Below are 19,917 nucleotides of genomic sequence, written 5' to 3'. Positions count from 1 at the left end.
TGGGCTTCCGTTAATTCCAGTTTCTTTATCTTTCCCATTGCTAATCGTATCTACCATAATAATAGAACGCAAAGTAAAACTAAATATTTTATATAAACTAATTATGAACATCTACTTAGAAAAGATACATATGTATAAAATGCACCCGTTCAAAGGAATTATCTGCTTTGTGGGTATGTTGTTATTGGCAACAGCATTTTCTTTTGGAAAAAACCAGGCAAAAGAAGGCAATTCCTCTTCTATTAGGGAGCATTTGCTTATGGACTTTGGTTGGCGGTTTGCATTTGGAAATGCCATAGATACAAAGAAAGATTTCAATTTTGGAACAGGTTATTTTTCATATCTGGCCAAAGCCGGCTATGGTGATGGACCCGCATCTCCTGGTTTTGATGACCGTTGCTGGCGGTTATTAAATCTTCCGCATGATTGGGCAGTAGAAATGCCTTTTAGTCCTAAGGCAAGTTCAAGCCATGGGTACAAAACAGTTGGGAGAGGTTTTCCGGAAACCAGCATAGGATGGTATCGCAAAACTTTTTTTATCCCGGAAACTGATCTTGGCAAACGTATTTCTATCCAGTTCGATGGAGTTTTCCGTGATGCAAAGGTATTTGTAAATGGCTTTTATCTTGGGCATCATAGTTCCGGATATTTACCTTTTACCTATGACATTACCGATTATCTAAATTATCATGGGAACAATGTGGTTGTGGTTCGTGTGAATGCAACCAGAGAAGAGGGTTGGTTTTATGAGGGGGCAGGTATTTATCGCCATGTCTGGTTGAATATCACCTCGCCGCTTCACGTGGCTCAATATGGTACTTTTATTACCTCTACCCTTACTAAAAAGCATTCTGCTGATGTGATGGCGCGGGCTACGCTTGCAAACGATGGACGAAAAACCAGCGTGTTTGAAATTACCCAGACGATCGTTGATGCTAAAAGCAATATCATTGCAACAAGAAAAATCGCTAACCTGAATTTAAAACCTGGTGAACATAAAGAATTTTATTGTGTTTTATCCGTTAAAAATCCTGAATTGTGGGACGTTAACTCTCCTTATCTGTACAAACTGATTACACAGGTTGTTTCGGATGATACGCTTACAGATCGTTACACAACATCATTTGGAATACGCACTGTCCGTTTTGATCCGGATAAGGGATTCTTTCTTAATGGAAAACATCTGACCATCAAAGGGACAAATAATCATCAGGATGCTGCCGGAGTAGGCATTGCAGTTTCCGATGCCATGCAGGTTTTCCGTATCAAACGATTAAAAGAGATGGGTGATAATGCCATCCGTTGTTCCCATAACCCTCCTTCACCGGCTTTTTTGAATGCTTGTGACAGTTTGGGAATGCTGGTGATTGATGAAAACAGGGAAGTAGGGACGAATCCACAACAACTTCATCAACTAAGGGAGATGATCTGCCGTGATCGCAATCATCCTTGTGTATTTCTCTGGTCATTAGGTAATGAAGAATGGGCTATTGAGGGTAATATAAAGGGAGCCCGAGTTATCAGAACCATGCAGGACTATGCCGAACGATTGGATTCTTCCCGGGCTTTTACCGCTGCTGTAAGTGGCGGCTGGGATAATGGGATCGGAATGGTCACCCAGGTAATGGGTTACAATTATATTGTACAAGGTAATATAGACGAACACCATGCTAAATTTCCCTGGCAGTCGGGCATTGGTACGGAAGAAAGTAATACGATTGGGACACGGGGCGTTTATATTACGAATGATTCAACAGCACATATGGCGCCGACAAACCGGATGCCGCAAAATGTCGGAACAGAATCAGGATGGAAATTTTATGCTGCACGGCCTTTCCTGGCTGGCTTATGCTATTGGACGGGATTTGATTACCGGGGAGAACCTACTCCATATGGCTGGCCACAGGTCTCTTCGCAATTTGGTATTTTGGATATGTGTGGATACCCCAAAGATATTTTTTATTACCTAAAATCGTGGTGGGGAAAACAACCTGTTTTGCACATTTCTCCTTATTGGAATTGGAATGTAAAAAAAGGTACGCCGATTCAGATCATTGCATATAGCAACTGTGATTCGGTAGAACTGTTTTTGAATCATAAGAGTTTGGGGGGCAAAATAATGCCTGTAAATTCGCATCTGGCATGGACTGTTCCGTATGAACCGGGGACTTTGTTAGCGCTTGGATTTAAAAATGGAAAACAAATTATTGCCGACAGTGTACAAACGTCCGGACCTCCGGCTGCCATTCGGCTTATTCCGGATCGGTCTGTCATTAAAGCCGATGGTGAGGATGTTTCAGTAATTACGGTTCGGATGAATGATGCAAAAGCCCGATTCGTGCCTGATGCTGATAATGAGATCTATTTTCATCTGACCGGGCCTGGAAAAATTATTGGCGTTGGCAATGGAGATCCTTCTTCACACGAAAAAGACCGGTTTGTTGAAAACAATCAACTTGTGACTATTGATAGTCTCACGTTCAAATTAATTAAATCACAACAAGATTATCCTGATGCTATCAAGACTTGGAATGATCGATATTGGCCTTCATTGACTACGGCCCAGGGTGACTACAACATACAGCCGCACGATTCTCTCAAAGCATGCATTATTTGTGGACAATTTTATTTGTCCTCCTATGAATCAAATACAACCATTGCTTTGTGGCCAAAAAGCCTTGGAGAAACAGAGAATGTTTATATCAACGGGCATCTTATCGCTAGCCATATAAAAAGGAATGATCCGGTTGTACGCTATGAGATTAATCATGCGATTCTTCATAAGGGGAAAAACATCTATACGGTTGTCGCAATTCCTTTTGAGAAGAAATACCAGTATGAAATTTTGAATACTGATCCGGGTACTATTCAGGTGTGTACGCCTGCTTTAACGTGGCGGCGAAAAGCATTTAACGGCTTGGCACAAGTGATTGTGCAGTCAGACAAGACGCCCGGAACTTTAATTTTGTCGGCAACATCCGATGACCTATCAACAGCAAAGATTATGATCCGGACAAAACCCTGTAAGTTATATCCTGAGGTGCAGTCTGCAATTCAAACAAAATAGTGTATATTTAAAGATTCAAAGAGGAGTGTGATTTTATCGTATCTTTGTCCAGTACTAAGTATATCATGGGGGAAATGTGTTTTAAGATGTGAATGATATTCATAAAAATGTTCTTCCCCTTCTTTTGGTATTTAAGATTTCAAAAGTCAAGGCGAATTCTGTATCCTGAGGACCAACTAAAAATCATACTATGGGAAATAATATACGCAAGTTATTCCTTCTTGTCTTTGTTGTGTTTTATAATCTGCAGGTTAACGGGCAGTCTTCCTATGTATTCCATCATTTACAAACAGATGATGGGCTCTCTAATAGTCATGTAAATGCAATATTAAAGGATAGTTATGGGTTCCTGTGGATAGGTACTGAATCTGGACTGGACAGGTATGATGGCTATGGATTCAAAGTGTATACCAATCGTCCTAATACACCAAATTCACTTTTAACAAATGATATTATAGGATTAAGTGAAGACGGTCTTGGAAATATCTGGATAGATGTTGGATTTGGTTATATGGTGTACGATCGTGATAAAGACTGTTTTGTTACTGATATCCCCAAATTTTTACAGAAGTTATCTATTTCGGTAGGTAACAGTTATAAAATATATGTTGACAGAAATCACGATTTGTGGGTGTTGAGTGATCAAAAAGTGTTTTACTTTGACACACGAAAAAAAACGCTGAAAGTATTTCGGGTAAAACTCCCAGAATCTGACATTACTACTTTGAATTTAAGTGATGATGGAGAAAGCCTTTATGTAATCAGTAAAGGCGGATCATTGTGGCAGTTGGATAAAACCGGTAAAATAACATGGATTAAATTGCCTGATTTTGTCAAAAAAAAAATAGAAAATAGCTACAACAGGATTTATGTGGATAGTTATAACGGATTATGGATCTTTTCAGATAAATCCGATTTGCTTTATTATCGAGAAAATTCAATTCAACAATGGAGGAAAGTGATTTTAAGGTCAACCATAAACACCCAAAATGATGTTGTGCAAAGTATTCTTGACGACGAAAATGGCCATGTTTGGATTTGTACTGACCACAAAGGGGTGTTTTTATATGATAGAAACAAAAAAACCTTAACTAATATTCGACACGATCCTGATCTATATACATCCATTGCCTCTGATAATGTAGATTGTATTTATCGGGATAATAACGGGACAATCTGGTTGGGACATAACAAGACGGGAATCTCTTACTTTAATGAGAGTTTTCAGAATATTATTAATGTACAACTCCATGAATGTAGAAACATTAATGCTATTTTAGAAGATAAAAAAGGGAATATATGGATTGGCACAGATGGAGAGGGGCTATTTGTTAAGGACAAAATATCTAATTCAATTCAGAAACTTCCGATGCCTAACTTTGCCATAGTCTCTTTGCTTGAAGACAGCAAAGGCAGGGTGTGGATCGGTACTTATCAACATGGTCTGTTTTGTTATGAGAATGGAAAACTTACCCAACTGAGTGCTAGTAATAGCAGTTTAGCAAATAACAATATCTGGAATTTACAAGAAGATTGTAATAGTACTTTGTGGGTAGGTTCCTTAAATGGGCGAATTCAATGCCTGAATCCTGATAATAGGGCTTTTGACTTTCTGAAGAGTCCTGACGGAGAAATCGACAATCCACTGGATATGTATTATGACGGCGGAGATAAATTATATGTTGGGACTACTTATGGCCTCTATGTGAAAAATATCATTACCGGCAAACAAAAAGTGTATTTGGGGAATAATCGAGGTACACAAAAATTCAAACAACCATTTATCTCAAATGTATATAAAGATCGAGAAGGAAACTTATGGCTTGGACATGCACAAGGCATAACCGTGTGGGATTTGAAGAAAGACACTCTATACTATATTGATAAAGCGAGTGGATTGTGTGATAATATCATTCATGGCATTGTTCAGGATAATTACGGGAATATTCTGGTAACAACAAGTAACGGACTATCAATCCTTTCTGAAACAAGAGATAAGTATGGTAATCTAAATTTTACTTGCAGAAATTACTCTACTAAAGATGGACTGAAAAATAACTATTTCAATAGCCATTCAATTTGCAAACTACGTAACGGAGATATTTTGTTGGGAGGAGCAGATGGGTACACCCTTGTCAATTCAAATAAAATGTCAGAAAAGAATCAGCCGCTTGCCAAAATAACTTTTACGGAATTAAAAATAGAAGGTCATGTTATTCAGGTAGATTCCCTCTATAACGGACACAAGCTGTTGAAACGTTCATTGGAACAAACCACAGCGCTCACATTCAGATATGATGATAAGCTGATTGCATTGTATTTTACTACGGGAGATTTGCTTAATGCAGACAGAGTAGAATATGTTTACAAGTTGGAAGGGTTCAATAATCAGTGGATGTCAACGCAAGAAAACAAAATTGAATTCTCATCGCTTCCTCCCGGTAATTATCGCCTTTTAATGAAAGCGTGTAACAGTGACGGTACCTGGAATGAAATTCCAACTGTTTTAAATATCAAAGTTACACCGCCATTCTATTGGTCATGGTGGAGCATTGCTTTATATATTCTCATGTTCAGTGTACTTGTCATATATATTATCCAGCGTGCTAAGAAGCATCACCGAACAAAACTGGAACAGCAACGTATACGACTGGAACATGAGCAGAAAATTAGTCTTAATGAGATGAAATTGCGTTTTTTTACCAATATCAGTCACGATTTACGTACTCCTCTTACACTTATAATGACTCCAATCCAGATGTTGCTAAATGAAGTTTCGGATGAAAGACTTCATAAAAAACTTTATACAATGAACAAGAACGCAGAGCAGTTATTACAACTCATAAATTCTCTGTTGGATTTCCGGAAATTAGATGTTGGAGCCGAAACATTACATCTCAAGAACGGTGACATAGTGAATCTTATCAATGAGATATATTCTTCATTTCAGGTTTATGCCGCTGACCGACAAATAACCTTCACTTTGGTAAAAGAAATGGAAAGTTTATCTATGCAATTCGATTCAGATAAAGTCCAAAAAATTTTAATTAATCTCCTTTCCAATGCCTTTAAATATACTCCGGACGGAGGAAATATCATTGTCAGTATGCATCGGCAGCAAGATAATATCAGTGTTAGTGTCTCTGATACAGGTTCTGGCATCAGTGACGCAGAAAAACAACATATTTTTGAACGCTTTTTCCAGGTTCCAGACAGACAAGAAAAAACAGGTAGTGGAATTGGCCTGCATATTGTAAACGAATATGTACGCATGCATGGGGGTGTTGTCTCGGTAGTTGATAATGTGCCTGTGGGAAGTGTATTTACATTTACGCTTCCTTTTATTGAGGCCGATGCATCCGATGGGGAACCAATCCCAAATCAAATCCCTGAAGAGGAGGTTCCGGATCAACCGGAAAGCCCTAAAATTCCAACTAAGGCAACAATATTATTTGTAGATGACAATCGAGACCTTTGTGATTTTATGTCAGATAGCCTCTCTGATGAGTATGTTGTATTGACTGCGCATAACGGACAGGAAGCAATGGAACAATTGAATGCGTACGATGTAAATATTGTTGTAAGTGATGTAATGATGCCGAATATGAGTGGCACAGAGCTCTGTAAACTAATCAAAACGAATATTCTTTGGTCTCATATTCCGGTCATCCTGCTGACTGCCCGTACGGCTGAAGAATCTCAAATAGAAGGATTAGAGCTGGGGGCAGACGACTATATAACTAAACCATTTAATCTTAATATTCTAAAGCTACGTGTTCGTAAATTTATTGAATGGACGGAAAAGTGCCATATTGCTTTTAGTGAAAAGGTGGATATCTCTCCAAGCGAGATAACGATTACTTCATTAGATCAACAGTTAATAGAAAAAGCGATCAAAGTAGTTGAGGAAAATATGAGTGATACAGAATTTTCTGTTGAGACCCTGGGGTATGCAGTAGGAATGAGTCGTAGTCATTTATACAAGAAATTAATGAATATTACCGGCAAAGGACCTGCCGAATTTATTCGTACCGTTCGTCTAAAACGAGGTCGTCAATTACTGGAGAAAAGTCAATTGCAAATAGCGGAGATTGCCTATGCCGTTGGATTTAATTCCCCAAAAATATTTACCAAAAACTTCCGAATGGAATTTGGAATATCACCTTCTGAATATTTGCGTAGTCTGAAAAATCCAAGGCAGAATGATTAGTGTTATTTCACCTTTCGCAAGTACTACAAGCCCCTATTTACTTCCTTTTTACGACAAGGCAAAAAGGAAGTCAGGTACATGGTTTGCAAGATGATTCTCGCCAATGTAAGCTTGCAAAGTCATAATGTAAGCCTGCATTCGCCAGATTCATGTTGTTTCTCGCCAAAGTAAGGACGCATTTGCCAACTGCAACCTGATTTTCGCCAATGTGAACTTACATTCGCCAAAATCAATGTGTTTTTCGCCAATGCAAGCCGTATCTCGCCAATACAAGGTTACACTTGCCAACTTTAAACTGTATTTTGCCAATGTCAGCTTGTTTTCGCGGAATTGAGCTTGCAAAGCCTATAAAACAGTTGGGAAAACTACTATGACACCTTACATGATGAAGGAAACCTATCATATATGAACAAAACATCATGTAAAACTAATGGAAACAGGTTTAATCATCAAAAACAAGGGAGCAGCAACTAGCGTAGAAAAGAGAAAAGAGAGTGAAGCTCTATCTAACATGGGGAAGGGCCAAAATGAGAATGTTTATAAAACAAGTACCCCAAACCCCAGCCGATATAATACCGGATTATCAAAACAACACATGAACTATCCGCTTGTATTTTTTATCAACTCCCCGCTTCAACGAAGCGGCCTGCGAACTGGCAAAATTATTGACTCAACTCCAAACTGTATATCCAGGTTTTAACCTGAAAATTATCTTCAAAACTACTGCTCCTTAAAAACTTTTTTCAGGCATTGACATCATCCACCTTTTTGATCCTTGCTGGAGTCTAAAAACAAAATTGTATGACGAGGCTTATTATTGACTGCTTTTCTTAAGCCTGATTGGCATGAAAAATTTAATCTGATACTTCGAAGAATTGTTAATGGTGCGCCGAATATTAATCGATGTAGAAACAACGATTTAAGCTTGCATTCACGAGAATAGTTGTATGTTAATTACAAGTATATTTTTGCTTCTGTTTGTTTTAATATTCTGGTATGTAGTTTTATATGTGTGTTTTTATCCTGCTTCTATTATGTGTGATCGTATGAAAATGCAACAAATATGGTAGTTATCTGAAACAAAAGGATACCATGATCCTGCAAAATTGCAGATATTTTTGTAATGAAAATATTAGTATATGCCACTTGAAATGTTAATTTGATTTTGAACGAACTTACATGTTTTCTGGTAAAATCAAAGCAGGGGAGTAGATGCTTTACGATATACATATATTTTCTTGCTTTGCTAATTCTCAGTGAAACATATATTGCAGTTTGTCCTGATTAATAGAAGGACCATTAGGTTCTTGCTTTTGCCTGACAAGATGCAGTCAATTGGATGGAATGAAAATATCGCTTTGTTTAATGAGAAACTGTCAGATCGTATGCAGTATTTCTTCTTGATCAATTAAAGAGGGTATATTACATAACCGCCCAATATAAAAAAAGGGAGCAACAGTACTACTTGCCAACTAGTTGTACTGTTTAGCCGTGAAAATTGTTGGCATTGAATTTTTAATCTTTTAATTTTAATTACATGAAGAAACAAATCATTTTGATCGTAGCGTTTCTGTCAATGTTTGTCTTTGTTTTTGCACAAACAGGCAATCTTGATGTAACGCAAACTCAGGTTAGAGTGACGGGAAAAATCATCGACGCTTCAAGAAATCCCCTTATTGGAGTTGCTGTCGCCGTCAAAGGAACTACTCAGGGAACCATTACAGATGTTAATGGTAAATTTACCCTAAATAATGTGGCGAAGGATGCTGTTTTGCATATTTCTTATGTTGGCTATATGTCTAAAGATGTACGGGTTACATCGGGTGATATGTTGATTATGCTTGAAGAAAATGCTAAGCAAATGGACGAAGTGGTGGTAATTGGCTATGGAAAAGAGAAAAGAAAAGATCTTACCGGTTCCATCTCTTCCATTACGGGAAACGACCTTCGCAAAACAGTACCTACCACTTTTGACCAGGCACTGCAAGGGAAAGTTGCAGGTGTAATGATACAGCAAATATCAGGGCAACCCGGTGGAGGTGTCTCGGTGCAGATACACGGTGTATCATCTATTAGTGGTTCAAATTCTCCATTGTATGTAATTGATGGTGTTATAATCCCTCCTGTCAGCGATCCCGGTGGTGGGTCGAACCCATTGAACTCGATCAATCCTTCTGATATTGAATCAATTGATGTGCTGGAAGATGCTTCTGCAACAGCCATTTATGGATCGCAGGCTACTAACGGAGTGATTGTTATTACAACCAAAAGAGGTCATGCTGGCAAACCTAGGGTAACTTACGATTTTAATTATGGTTATCAAGAAATTCCTAAAGAACTTCCAACCGTAAATTTACAGCAATTTGCAACGCTGCTTAACGCCAGGGCCCAGGTTTGGGGTTTTGATGCCAGACCTGAATTTGTTAATCCTCAATATTTGGGAACAGGTACCAATTGGCAAAAGGAATTGTTTCGCAAAGCGCCTATGAGTAACAATACAATAACGTTAAGTGGTGGAGATACTAAAACAAAATACATGCTTTCTGCCTCCTATTTTGATCAGGAAGGAATAGCGTTAGGCTCAGAATTCAAAAGATATTCAGTAGGATTTAACTTAGACAATAATACCACTGACTGGCTAAAAATAGGAACAAGTATTCAGTTGGGACATACAGATGAAAATGTAAATTCTACCACTTCAAATGTAATTTCTACTGCATTGAATTTAACTCCGGATATTCCTGTGAAAAATCCCGACGGCTCTTGGGGTGGCGTTACCAATACAAGCGGTTGGGTGAACCAAGTAAATAATCCTGTTGGAATGGCGTTGTTAGTTAAGGACACGAAAGGAGGAAACCAACTCTTTGGTAATATATATCTTGAAATTCAATTTACAAAAGATTTGTCTTTAAGAAATGAGGTATCCGGCAATTTTGATTTTTCAACAGAAGATCAGTTTATGCCTACGTATCAATTTGGTAAAGCGGTAAATAATATCAATTCTGCCCAATATTATTCCGGTCAATATTATTCTACGGACGTCCGGAATTATTTAACTTACAATCATGCATTTAAAAAACTCAATGTCAACGTAATGGTCGGACATGAAGCGCAATTAAGCACTTCTGCCAGTGTATCGGCAAAACGCACAAATTTTCCATCCAACAATGTAACTTCGATTAATAGTGGAGATGCCACCACGGCAAGTAATACCGGTGTTAAACAGTCGGGTCCTGCCTTGGAATCTTATTTTGGCCGTGTTAATCTTAATTTGGATGATAAATATCTGTTGACGAGCAATGTGCGTGGAGATGGCTCTTCCAATTTTCCTGCAGGAAATCGTTGGGTAGCTACCTATTCAGAGGCATTTGCATGGAGAATTAATAAAGAATTGTTTTTTAGAAATATAAGATTTATCAATGACTTGAAGCTGCGCATAGGTTATGGGTTAACAAATAATCAGAACATCCCGGGCAACACATATGTGACACAACTTGCATCGGCAGCCAATGGCTTATCGGGTGTTGCTCAATTTCAAAACAATTTAGGCAATCCTTATGTGCAATGGGAAAAAACAAAGGATTCCAATTTAGGGCTGGATTGTGCATTTTTAAACTCGAGAATTAACTTTACATTAAATCTTTATAATAGACGAACAGATGGACTTTTACTGCAGCTTCCGCTTCCATTATATTCAGGTACTACTACCGGATATTCGCCCGGTGCACTCAATGCTCCTTATGTAAATGTGGGTTCTGTTCAAAACAGAGGCTTTGATTTTAGAATCAGCTCGACAAATATTGATAATAGTCTTTTTACATGGAGAACTGATTTTACGCTTAGTCACAATGCCAATAAAGTAGTAAGTTTGGGTTCCGGTGGAGCCGCTGCCAATTTAAGTGAAACCTATAACGGCTATGTGGTGGAAAAAACGGTTGTAGGACAGCCTATTGGCTCATTTTACGGATACGTGTATGATGGGATTTTCGCTACTGCAAAGGATTTCAAAACGCATGCTTTGCCTGTTGACCAGAATGGTAACCCCCGGCCTATTTCTCCCGCAGGTGGTGGAATATGGTATGGCGACCGCATGTTTAAGGATTTGAATGGTGACGGTGTTATCGATTCAAAAGATCAAAAATTTTTAGGTTCTCCGCTACCTACATTCCAGTTTGGATTTAACAACTCTTTTACTTATAAAAACTTCGACTTAGATATCTTCTTTGCGGGAAGTGTCGGGAATAAAGTATTTAACGAATTAGCAATCGCTCAAACAAATCCCCAAAATAACACTTCCTATTTTACTTCGGTAATGAATTATGCAAGATTAGCATTGATAAATCCCAGCGGTTCGGCTACCGATGTGAATAACGTGTATGTTACGAATCCTAATACGAACATCGTGGGGTTGAGAAACGACAATACCAATGAAAATGAGCGCCCCAGTAATTTGTATATTGAGGATGGCTCTTTTATACGTTGTAAAAACATAACACTCGGATATAGATTACCGGAAAACATAATGAAAAAAGTTCATTTACAGTCATTGCGGTTATATGTTACCGTAGCCAATGCTTTCCTCATTACAAAATACAGTGGAATGGATCCGGAAATAGGTTCCTGGAATCCACTTCAAGCCGGATGGGATAGTGGCTATTATCCACAGCCGAGGGTATATACTTTAGGGTTTAATCTTGAATTATAATATTATAAGCCGGTTCCTGTCATAACAGGATGACTTCTAAACAATCATATAAACATATACGTATGAAATCATTTAATAAAATAGTAATACTGATACTATTTGCAGCAACAATTGCCGGATGCAGCAAGAGTTTTTTAGATCGTCCTTCGCAATCACAAATCAGTTCTGATAATTTTTATCAAACTAAAGCTGATTTAAGATTGGCTACCGCCAATTTATATGGAGGGGCGACTTGGGGTAATTGGAATTACAGCGCCTATCTGCAATTAGGCGATATACTATCCGGAAATCTTTATTATTCATGGTTTGGAGATTATATTCAATTGGCAACCCGTACTATTACTGCACAGAACAGTGTTTTGCAAAGCGCATGGACAGGGTTATTTAATACGGTTGCACAATGCAACTCAACCATTAACGGAATTGAACAATATGGATCTCCGAATATAGCTGTAAGTGATAAAAATGCTGCCTTAGGGGAAGCAAGATTTATCAGGGCAATGGCATATTATAATCTAGCGATACTTTTTGGGGCAGTCCCCATTATCGAGGACAACTCCAAACTGATAAAAAATCCTTTACTTAACCGCAATATTCTTAGTGATGTATATAAATTTATCGCTAACGATTTGACTTATGCAGCACAAAACCTCCCTGCTACGGATGTTGCCGGTAGGGTAACCACCTGGTCGGCACAAGGCATGTTGGGGAAAGTGTATTTAACAATGGCAGGTCTTGGACAAAGTGGAGGTATTCGTAATGTGGCATACTTGGATAGTGCTAAAAAATATGCAGGCAATGTTTGCAAAAATAGTGGATTGACATTACTGCCAAACTACGCCAATCTTTTCAAAACGCAATACAATAACAATCAGGAATCATTATTTGCATTGCAATGGGCACCTGGTGTTGGTTGGTTAGATGGGAATATGCTGCAGCATTATTCACCCAGTAACGACATTATGCCTCAACAAACAGGCGCATGGACACCCTTAGCCCCAACCTACGCTTTATATGAGCTTTATTCTGCGCAAGATAGCGTAAGGCGCAAAGCGACCTTTATGCTTCCCGGAGACTATTACCCGGAATTAAATGCTGCAGGGGGCGGTTATACGGCAACCGGTGCTGCAATGAAAAAACACATCGTTGGGACTGATAAAGATAATAATTCTCCAACGATGGATCAGAATTCATCTATCGAAGATAATGCACTTCTCCGTTTAGCTGATGTTTATTTGATATATGCTGAAGCAATTCTTGGTAATAATGCAACTACTTCTGATCCAGATGCACTGACCTATTTTAATAAAGTACGTATAAGAGCAGGGCTGGATCCGGTGACAGTAATCAATATGGATTCCATTATGAAAGAACGAAGAGTTGAACTTGCTTTAGAAGGTCAGTACTGGACAGACTTAGTTCGGCTTTCGTATTACAATCCTCAAAAAGCCATTGATATGCTTAATGCGCAGCAAAATATAACATTTAGCTATGCAAATGGCGTTGCTACGCCCACTCCGGCAGGTTCAGCGGGAGGTCCGATAGATATTGTTCCGGCAACCATTAGCAATTTTACTTTGCCATTACCGGCATCGGAGGTTACATCAGATCCAAAATTAGACGAAGCGCCGGTGCCATATTATTAATCCTTAAAAATTAGCTTTATGAGAACATTACATAAAAAGATAAATAGTTTCATCCTTCTTTGCATGACGTTTGCTTTAATCACTTTGTCGTCTTGTAATAAAGACAACCTGGCATTAGCCCCGGTAATTACAAGCATTCGCAATTATGCAGCAGCCCCCAATGATACATTGGTAACAAGTATAATACCCGGACAATGGATTGTCATTCAAGGACAAAATTTAAAAAATGCTGTTGCAATTCTTTTTGACGGAGTGCCTGCACAATTTAATTATGAGCTGTTTGCAAATGACAAGGCTGTACTTCAAATCCCTTCGTCAATACCCTTTAACAGTGTATCTGCAGCCGATCTCAATACTGTAACATATATTACCACAGCCGGTACAACTACTTTTAAATTAAGTGTAAATTCACTTCCGGGTACCATCACCGGCAATTCAATGTCTGCAAGTGATGTAGTAGGTGATTCGGTTTATATTTATGGTACCAATTTGTATTTGATTAAAAACGTAACCATTGCAGGAGATACCATTTCGCCATTTACAACGGCACAAGATGGTAGTCGCATAGGATTCAAGCTTCCGGCTATCACGCAGCCAATGCCCTGGCATGTAAGAGTTACAGCAGCCTCCGGTATTTATACTTATGATATTTCTATAGTACCAATAATTTCAGGCGTTTCTAATGCAAATCCTTCGGAAGGCGATTCAGTATATGTTTATGGAGCGAATTTGAATGGTATTCAAAGTTTAAGTTTTGCCGGCGCAAGTATTACAAGCTTTAAAGAAGCTCCCAATGGTTCTTCTGTTGGGTTTGTGGCACCTTCGCTTTCGCAATGCGCACCAGTTAAAATCGTGAGCACTTATGGCACAGCCTCTACCGTTTACAATGTTAATACTCAAATATCAACTGACGGCATGTTAGCTAATATGGAGTGGGGTAATTATTTTGGTTGGGGATGGTGGGGAGGCGTTTCCCTTACTGTTAATAGTGTCGCAAACAGTGGCGGTTGGATTGCCGTAAAATCTGACTTTGATGGAGTATTGGGGACAGACAACAGTATGTTTGTGTCTTATAATACTGGTATTATGAAAAGTGGTGATGGAACATCGGGTGATGGTAAATATAATTTCCCGATTGGAGCTAATCAATGGGTACCGACAGCTAATCTTTCGGATCCTGTTGGTAACTGGGCAATTCAATTTGAAATAAGTGTTCCTCACCCCTGGAATGGTGGTACTCTTTGTTTGGTAAGTGGTTTTGCCGGTAACTATATAGCTCGTTATGAACCATGGCAAATCTCTGCTTCAAGTACAGCAGCTTTTTCCACCAGGGGTTGGAGAACAGTGACCATTCCTTTGTCTGCATTCCGGGCAAGCGATCCAACACTGGGTGATGGAGAGGGTGCTTCGGTTCCAAGTTTAACGGATTTATTGGGGAGTACCGGTAATACAAGTTTGAGTATTTACCTTCATAATTTCAGTACTTCACCAACTGAAACTGGTTTTTATGCTGCCATTGATAATGTCAGAGTGGTAAAAATTAAATAGTAACCAATAATGAGGGTACGGGACATAGATCCCGTACCATTTTCTAAAAAACATTTAAAAAATAAATACATGAAGAATAAATTATTTATTGGTATTGCAGGAATATTGCTTTCATTTCTGCTTTTCAATTCTTGTAAAAATGAAGAGCCAGTTCCGCAACTTACCATTTCTAATACAACAGATACGATACCTCAAACAGGTGGAACCAAGTCCCTTACGTTTACTTGCAATGCTTCCTGGAGCATTGATACAACAGGATTTGAATGGTTGCATGTAAGCCCGATATCAGGAAATAGTGGTAATGACACTATTCGATTGACCGCAGCGGCTAATTCGTCATTAAGTCGTTCATTAATCTTAAATATCATCAGTACAAATGGACAAGAAAGAAGAATTACAGTTTTTCAAGCTGCGAATATTTTTCCATCTTATAACACATCACCGATAGCACCTGATTCAACAGGAATGGGTAGTACGGCTGCTCAATTGGCCGCTAAGTTTAAGTTAGGGATAAATATAGGAAATACAATGGAAGCACCAGGCGGCGAAACCGGTTGGGGCAATCCGGTGATCACGCAGCTATACATTGATTCTCTAAAAAAAGCCGGCTTTACTTCCATTCGAATTCCTATCGCATATGATTATTCTCACATCATCAACAAGGCAACAGCACAAATAGACCCGGCTTGGCTCAACAGGGTAAAGGAAGTAGTGCAATATTGTATCAATGATGGAATGTACACGATGATTAATATTCACTGGGATGGTGGATGGTTGGACTGCAACGCTACCGGTGCTCAGTTAGATACTATTAAAGCCAAGCAAAAAGCATATTGGGAGCAAATAGCTACAACAATGCGAGGTTTTGATGAGCACCTCATGTTTGCCAGTGCCAATGAGCCATCTAGCAATACTGCTAATTTTTCTTTCACTTTGCCCACCGTGACCAATTTATACGACTATCATCAGATTTTTATTAATGCGGTGCGTTCAACCGGTGGTAGAAATGCGTATCGTACGTTGATAATTCAAGCTCCAAATACTTCCAGCGATTTGGCTGATTACTTCACACCCGGTGGTTTGCCTGGTATGCCCCATGACAATGTGCCCAATAGATTGATGTTAGAGTTTCACTATTATGCTCCTTTTAATTTCTGTTTGGATACTGATCCTACAACAGCTTTTTTTTACTGGGGACAAAATTATCATTCCACTACTGACCTGTCGCATAATGCAACTTACGGTGAAGAACCTTATGTGGATGGCGTGTTTTCGTTGATGAAAAAAGAATTTGTTGACAAAGGTATTCCTGTGATAGTGGGTGAGCTGGGTGCATTTCCGCCAAATAGTAGTCTGACAGGCGATAATTTGAAGCTTAGTTTAGCTTCTCGTGGTCATTGGTACAGCTATGTTTGTCATTCGGCATTAACTCATGGTGCTTTGCCGTTTATATGGGATACCGGTGAAATCATTAACAGGAATACCGGTGCCGTACAGAATAAACAGCTTTTGGATTCAATACAGAATGCAGTATCGAATTGATAATATAAAGTGCCTAATTATCAGTTAATGAAATATTGCAAGAATCCCTTTTTTTAAGTCTTAAAAGCTTTATCTCAACCTCTTTCTCTCCGATAACAATCGGAGAGAAAGAGAATTTGCCATAGAAACAGTAACAAGCAATAATTCAAGTCTCCATGTGTCAGAAGTACTGAGTCCGTGCCAATGAGTATTTTTTAGATTTCTACCAGCTACTTGTCAATAGGTGAGTGGTTTGCACGAGCTATAGCTATTATGGTTTTACTTCTATGTTTACCCCTTCAATTCTAATTTAAATAAAAAACACTCTTCCTTTTGTGTTGACGTTCCTGTGGTCATTTCTTAATGCAAAGGATATTACTGAGTTTGATTTTGATGGTGTTGTCCCGATTTTCTAAAATGGTGGTTGGGGCGATATAGTTGTGTTTGACCAGGGAAGGTCGACAAATCAAAGCTTTTGTTGTAAATCATGACGGGCATATACCAATCAATGTGAATTTGTCGTCTCTTCCCAGAGGGTCTTATCTATTGTCAGTAAAAAGCAGTCATTGTACATCAACTAAATAGCTTTACTGGCAGATAAATAAATGATAATAATGTTTATATCGAAATAAAGTTTAAAAAGTTCAAGTTTAATAATTTATGATGTTGAAAAATATTGCATTCGTTACCTTTTTCCTTGTTGTATTGATAAGTGGAGCCATGGGTCAAACAACATTCAAAAATCCCGTACTTACAGGTATGAATCCTGATCCAAGCGTTTGTAGGGTTGGCGATGATTTTTATCTGGTTACTTCCAGTTTTGAGTATTTTCCTGGTTTGCCAATCTACCATAGTAAAGATTTAGTACACTGGAAAATGATTGGTTATGTTTTGTCGCGTACAAGCAATTGTCCTCTGGGAGGAGCTTATTCCTCAGGTGGAAATTTTGCCCCTACAATCCGATATCACAATGGCACTTTTTATGTTACATGTACCAATTATGGCGGACATGGTTCGCAAGGAGCTTTTTATGTAACGGCAACAAATCCTGCAGGACCATGGTCGGATCCTCATTGGGTTAATAATTGGGGAGTTGATCCATCTTTATTATTTGCAAATGACAGCGTCTACTACGTTTGCCCTGATAATAAAGGTAATTTTTTGTTGGCAACCTTGAATCTTGCTACAGGCAAGTTCTACAAAGCTCCTAAAGTAATTGCACATGGAACAGGTAGCTCAAGTCCTGAGGGGCCGCACTTGTACAAAATAAACGGATATTACTACTTAATGTCTGCCGAAGGCGGGACGGGTTATCAGCACATGGAAGTAATACAGAGGAGTCGGTCTCCTTGGGGGCCTTATGAGGTAAGTCCAATAAATCCCGTCATTTCCAATAAAAACGATTTCGATAATCCATTTCAGGCAATAGGCCATGCCGATTTAGTGCAGCTTCCGGATAGTAGCTGGTGGTTAGTGTGTCTTGGAATCAGGCCACAGGGAGGGCATTATCATCATTTGGGTCGTGAAACTTTTCTTGCACCTGTTACATGGAATGCCGATGGCTGGCCAAAGGGGGGAACTAATGGGGTCGTGAATCCAGAATACGTTGTTCCTAATCTTCCTGAATATAGTTGGGGGAAGGATCCAATACGCGATAATTTTAGCCGTACTACACTTCGACTTTGTTGGAATTTTATCCGTAATCCATATTCGGCCGATTGGTCGCTAACGGCACGACCTGGGTTCTTACGTCTGTACGGCTCAAGAATAAGTCTTAAAGATCAGGATTCTCCGGCTTTTATTGGCCGTCGCCAAACTGCTTTTAATATGGTTGCTTCGACGAAGATTAGCTTTACTCCTACTACCCCAAATGAAGAAGCGGGTTTAGTGGTAAGAGGTGATGATCAGAATCATTATGATTTTCTTATAACACTTCTTGACGGCAAACGGGTTGTTATGTTACGAAAGTATTTGCATAATAAAGCTGTAAGTGTGACTTACAAAAAAATTCCTGATGGGGACATTATTTTGAGAATTGGAGCTACTGCTTTTAAATACAGTTTTTGGGTACAAGAAGAAGGAAATAAAGCAGAATTTGTTGGTTCAGCCACAACTAAAGATTTGTCTACTGAAAAAATAGGCGGGTTTATAGGTACTTATATAGGAATGTATGCCTCGGGCAATGGAAAGGCTAATGTCAATCCTGCCGATTTCGACTGGTTTGATTATGAAGAAAACCCAGTAGTGCCATATTCTTGGCTAATGAGAAGTAAAGATATATCGAACTAGGAAGAAAGAGTTTTCTGTTACAAATATGAAGAGAATATACATCTGTCGAGAGAAGTTAGATTCTATAAATCAAAATTTTGTATCTTTGCCTCTGTCGGATGCAGAAAAAACAGTCCTTTATTTGGTTTTTATTGTAGTATCTGCAGGGAAGCAATCCATCAAGATTCTTAGGAAGTTTGGAAGTGATTTGCGGATCCGATGGCCGCAAATCACTTTTTCTCAAATCTCTGGAATGAATTTGCATATCGTAATTTGGTAAATTAAAAATAGACTTGAAATGAAACATGCAAACGGAATAATTTTAGCGTTATCACTATTGGTTCTTTTATTTTCCTCCTGTTCAACAGAGAAAAAAATTGCCTGTGTAGGCGATAGCATCACCGAAGGGTATGGATTGCCATGCCAAAGTAAAACCTCCTATCCGGTTCAGCTCGACAGCATTTTAGGAAAGGGTTATACGGTAATGAATCTGGGACGAAGCGCCACCACGCTTAGGAAACATGGAGATTTCCCCTATTGGACATGCAAGGAGTTTTACGATGTATTTGCATATAAGCCCAATATCATTATTATTCAGCTTGGCACCAATGATACTAAAACCCAAAACTGGGATTCGACCAGCTTTGCCAGGGATTATCAGGCGTTGGTAGATACTTTTGAAACGATACATCCCAGGCCAGCGATTTATCTTTGCCTGCCTGTTCCGGCATTTAAAAGTAAATGGACGATTAATGATTCTACATTAACCAAATGGATCATCCCTATAATAAAAAACGTCGCTCAAAAAAATCATCTTCATGTGATGGATCTCCACGACCAAATGAAACCCTATGGTCAATATTTCTTTGACGGGATTCATCCCGATGTAGAAGGCGCCAGAATCATGGCAGACGTTATAGCGAAAGATTTAGAACACAATTCAAATAAATAG

The 19,917-nt window shown here is 38.8% G+C and carries 9 protein-coding genes; all 9 read left to right on the top strand.

What is annotated here, in order from left to right:
* Nucleotides 1–103: 103 nt before the first annotated feature.
* The 9 genes from galA to FHX64_RS12720 all read left to right on the top strand — a co-directional run bounded on the left by galA (nt 104) and on the right by FHX64_RS12720 (nt 19,917).
* On the top strand, nt 104–3,067 hold the full coding sequence (gene galA / locus FHX64_RS12760) for a beta-galactosidase GalA (protein ID WP_246392472.1): 2,964 nt from the start codon (nt 104–106) through the stop codon (nt 3,065–3,067).
* A gap of 190 nt (nt 3,068–3,257) precedes the next feature.
* Nucleotides 3,258–7,277: a hybrid sensor histidine kinase/response regulator gene (locus tag FHX64_RS12755; protein ID WP_183414211.1), complete on the top strand. Its 4,020-nt coding sequence runs from the start codon at nt 3,258–3,260 to the stop codon at nt 7,275–7,277.
* A 430-nt stretch (nt 7,278–7,707) separates the two neighbouring features.
* Nucleotides 7,708–7,977, top strand: a complete 270-nt coding sequence (locus FHX64_RS12750) for a hypothetical protein (RefSeq protein WP_183414209.1) — start codon at nt 7,708–7,710, stop codon at nt 7,975–7,977.
* An 837-nt stretch (nt 7,978–8,814) separates the two neighbouring features.
* Nucleotides 8,815–11,982 (top strand): SusC/RagA family TonB-linked outer membrane protein, encoded by a 3,168-nt coding sequence (locus FHX64_RS12745; protein WP_183414207.1) that lies wholly within the window; start codon nt 8,815–8,817, stop codon nt 11,980–11,982.
* Nucleotides 11,983–12,044: 62 nt separating this feature from the next.
* Nucleotides 12,045–13,628, top strand: coding sequence for a RagB/SusD family nutrient uptake outer membrane protein (locus FHX64_RS12740; protein ID WP_183414206.1), 1,584 nt, complete (start codon nt 12,045–12,047; stop codon nt 13,626–13,628).
* A gap of 18 nt (nt 13,629–13,646) precedes the next feature.
* Complete coding sequence (locus tag FHX64_RS12735; protein WP_183414205.1) at nt 13,647–15,176, top strand: glycan-binding surface protein; 1,530 nt, start codon at nt 13,647–13,649, stop codon at nt 15,174–15,176.
* A 69-nt stretch (nt 15,177–15,245) separates the two neighbouring features.
* Nucleotides 15,246–16,718 (top strand): cellulase family glycosylhydrolase, encoded by a 1,473-nt coding sequence (locus FHX64_RS12730; RefSeq protein ID WP_183414204.1) that lies wholly within the window; start codon nt 15,246–15,248, stop codon nt 16,716–16,718.
* 639 nt (nt 16,719–17,357) lie between these two features.
* Nucleotides 17,358–18,986: a glycoside hydrolase family 43 protein gene (locus FHX64_RS12725; protein ID WP_183414203.1), complete on the top strand. Its 1,629-nt coding sequence runs from the start codon at nt 17,358–17,360 to the stop codon at nt 18,984–18,986.
* A gap of 277 nt (nt 18,987–19,263) precedes the next feature.
* Nucleotides 19,264–19,917, top strand: coding sequence for a GDSL-type esterase/lipase family protein (locus tag FHX64_RS12720; RefSeq protein ID WP_183414202.1), 654 nt, complete (start codon nt 19,264–19,266; stop codon nt 19,915–19,917).

The sequence above is a fragment of the Microbacter margulisiae genome (genome assembly GCF_014192515.1).
GTDB lineage: Bacteria > Bacteroidota > Bacteroidia > Bacteroidales > Paludibacteraceae > Microbacter > Microbacter margulisiae.
This window is presented reverse-complemented; position numbering and strand designations above follow the sequence as displayed.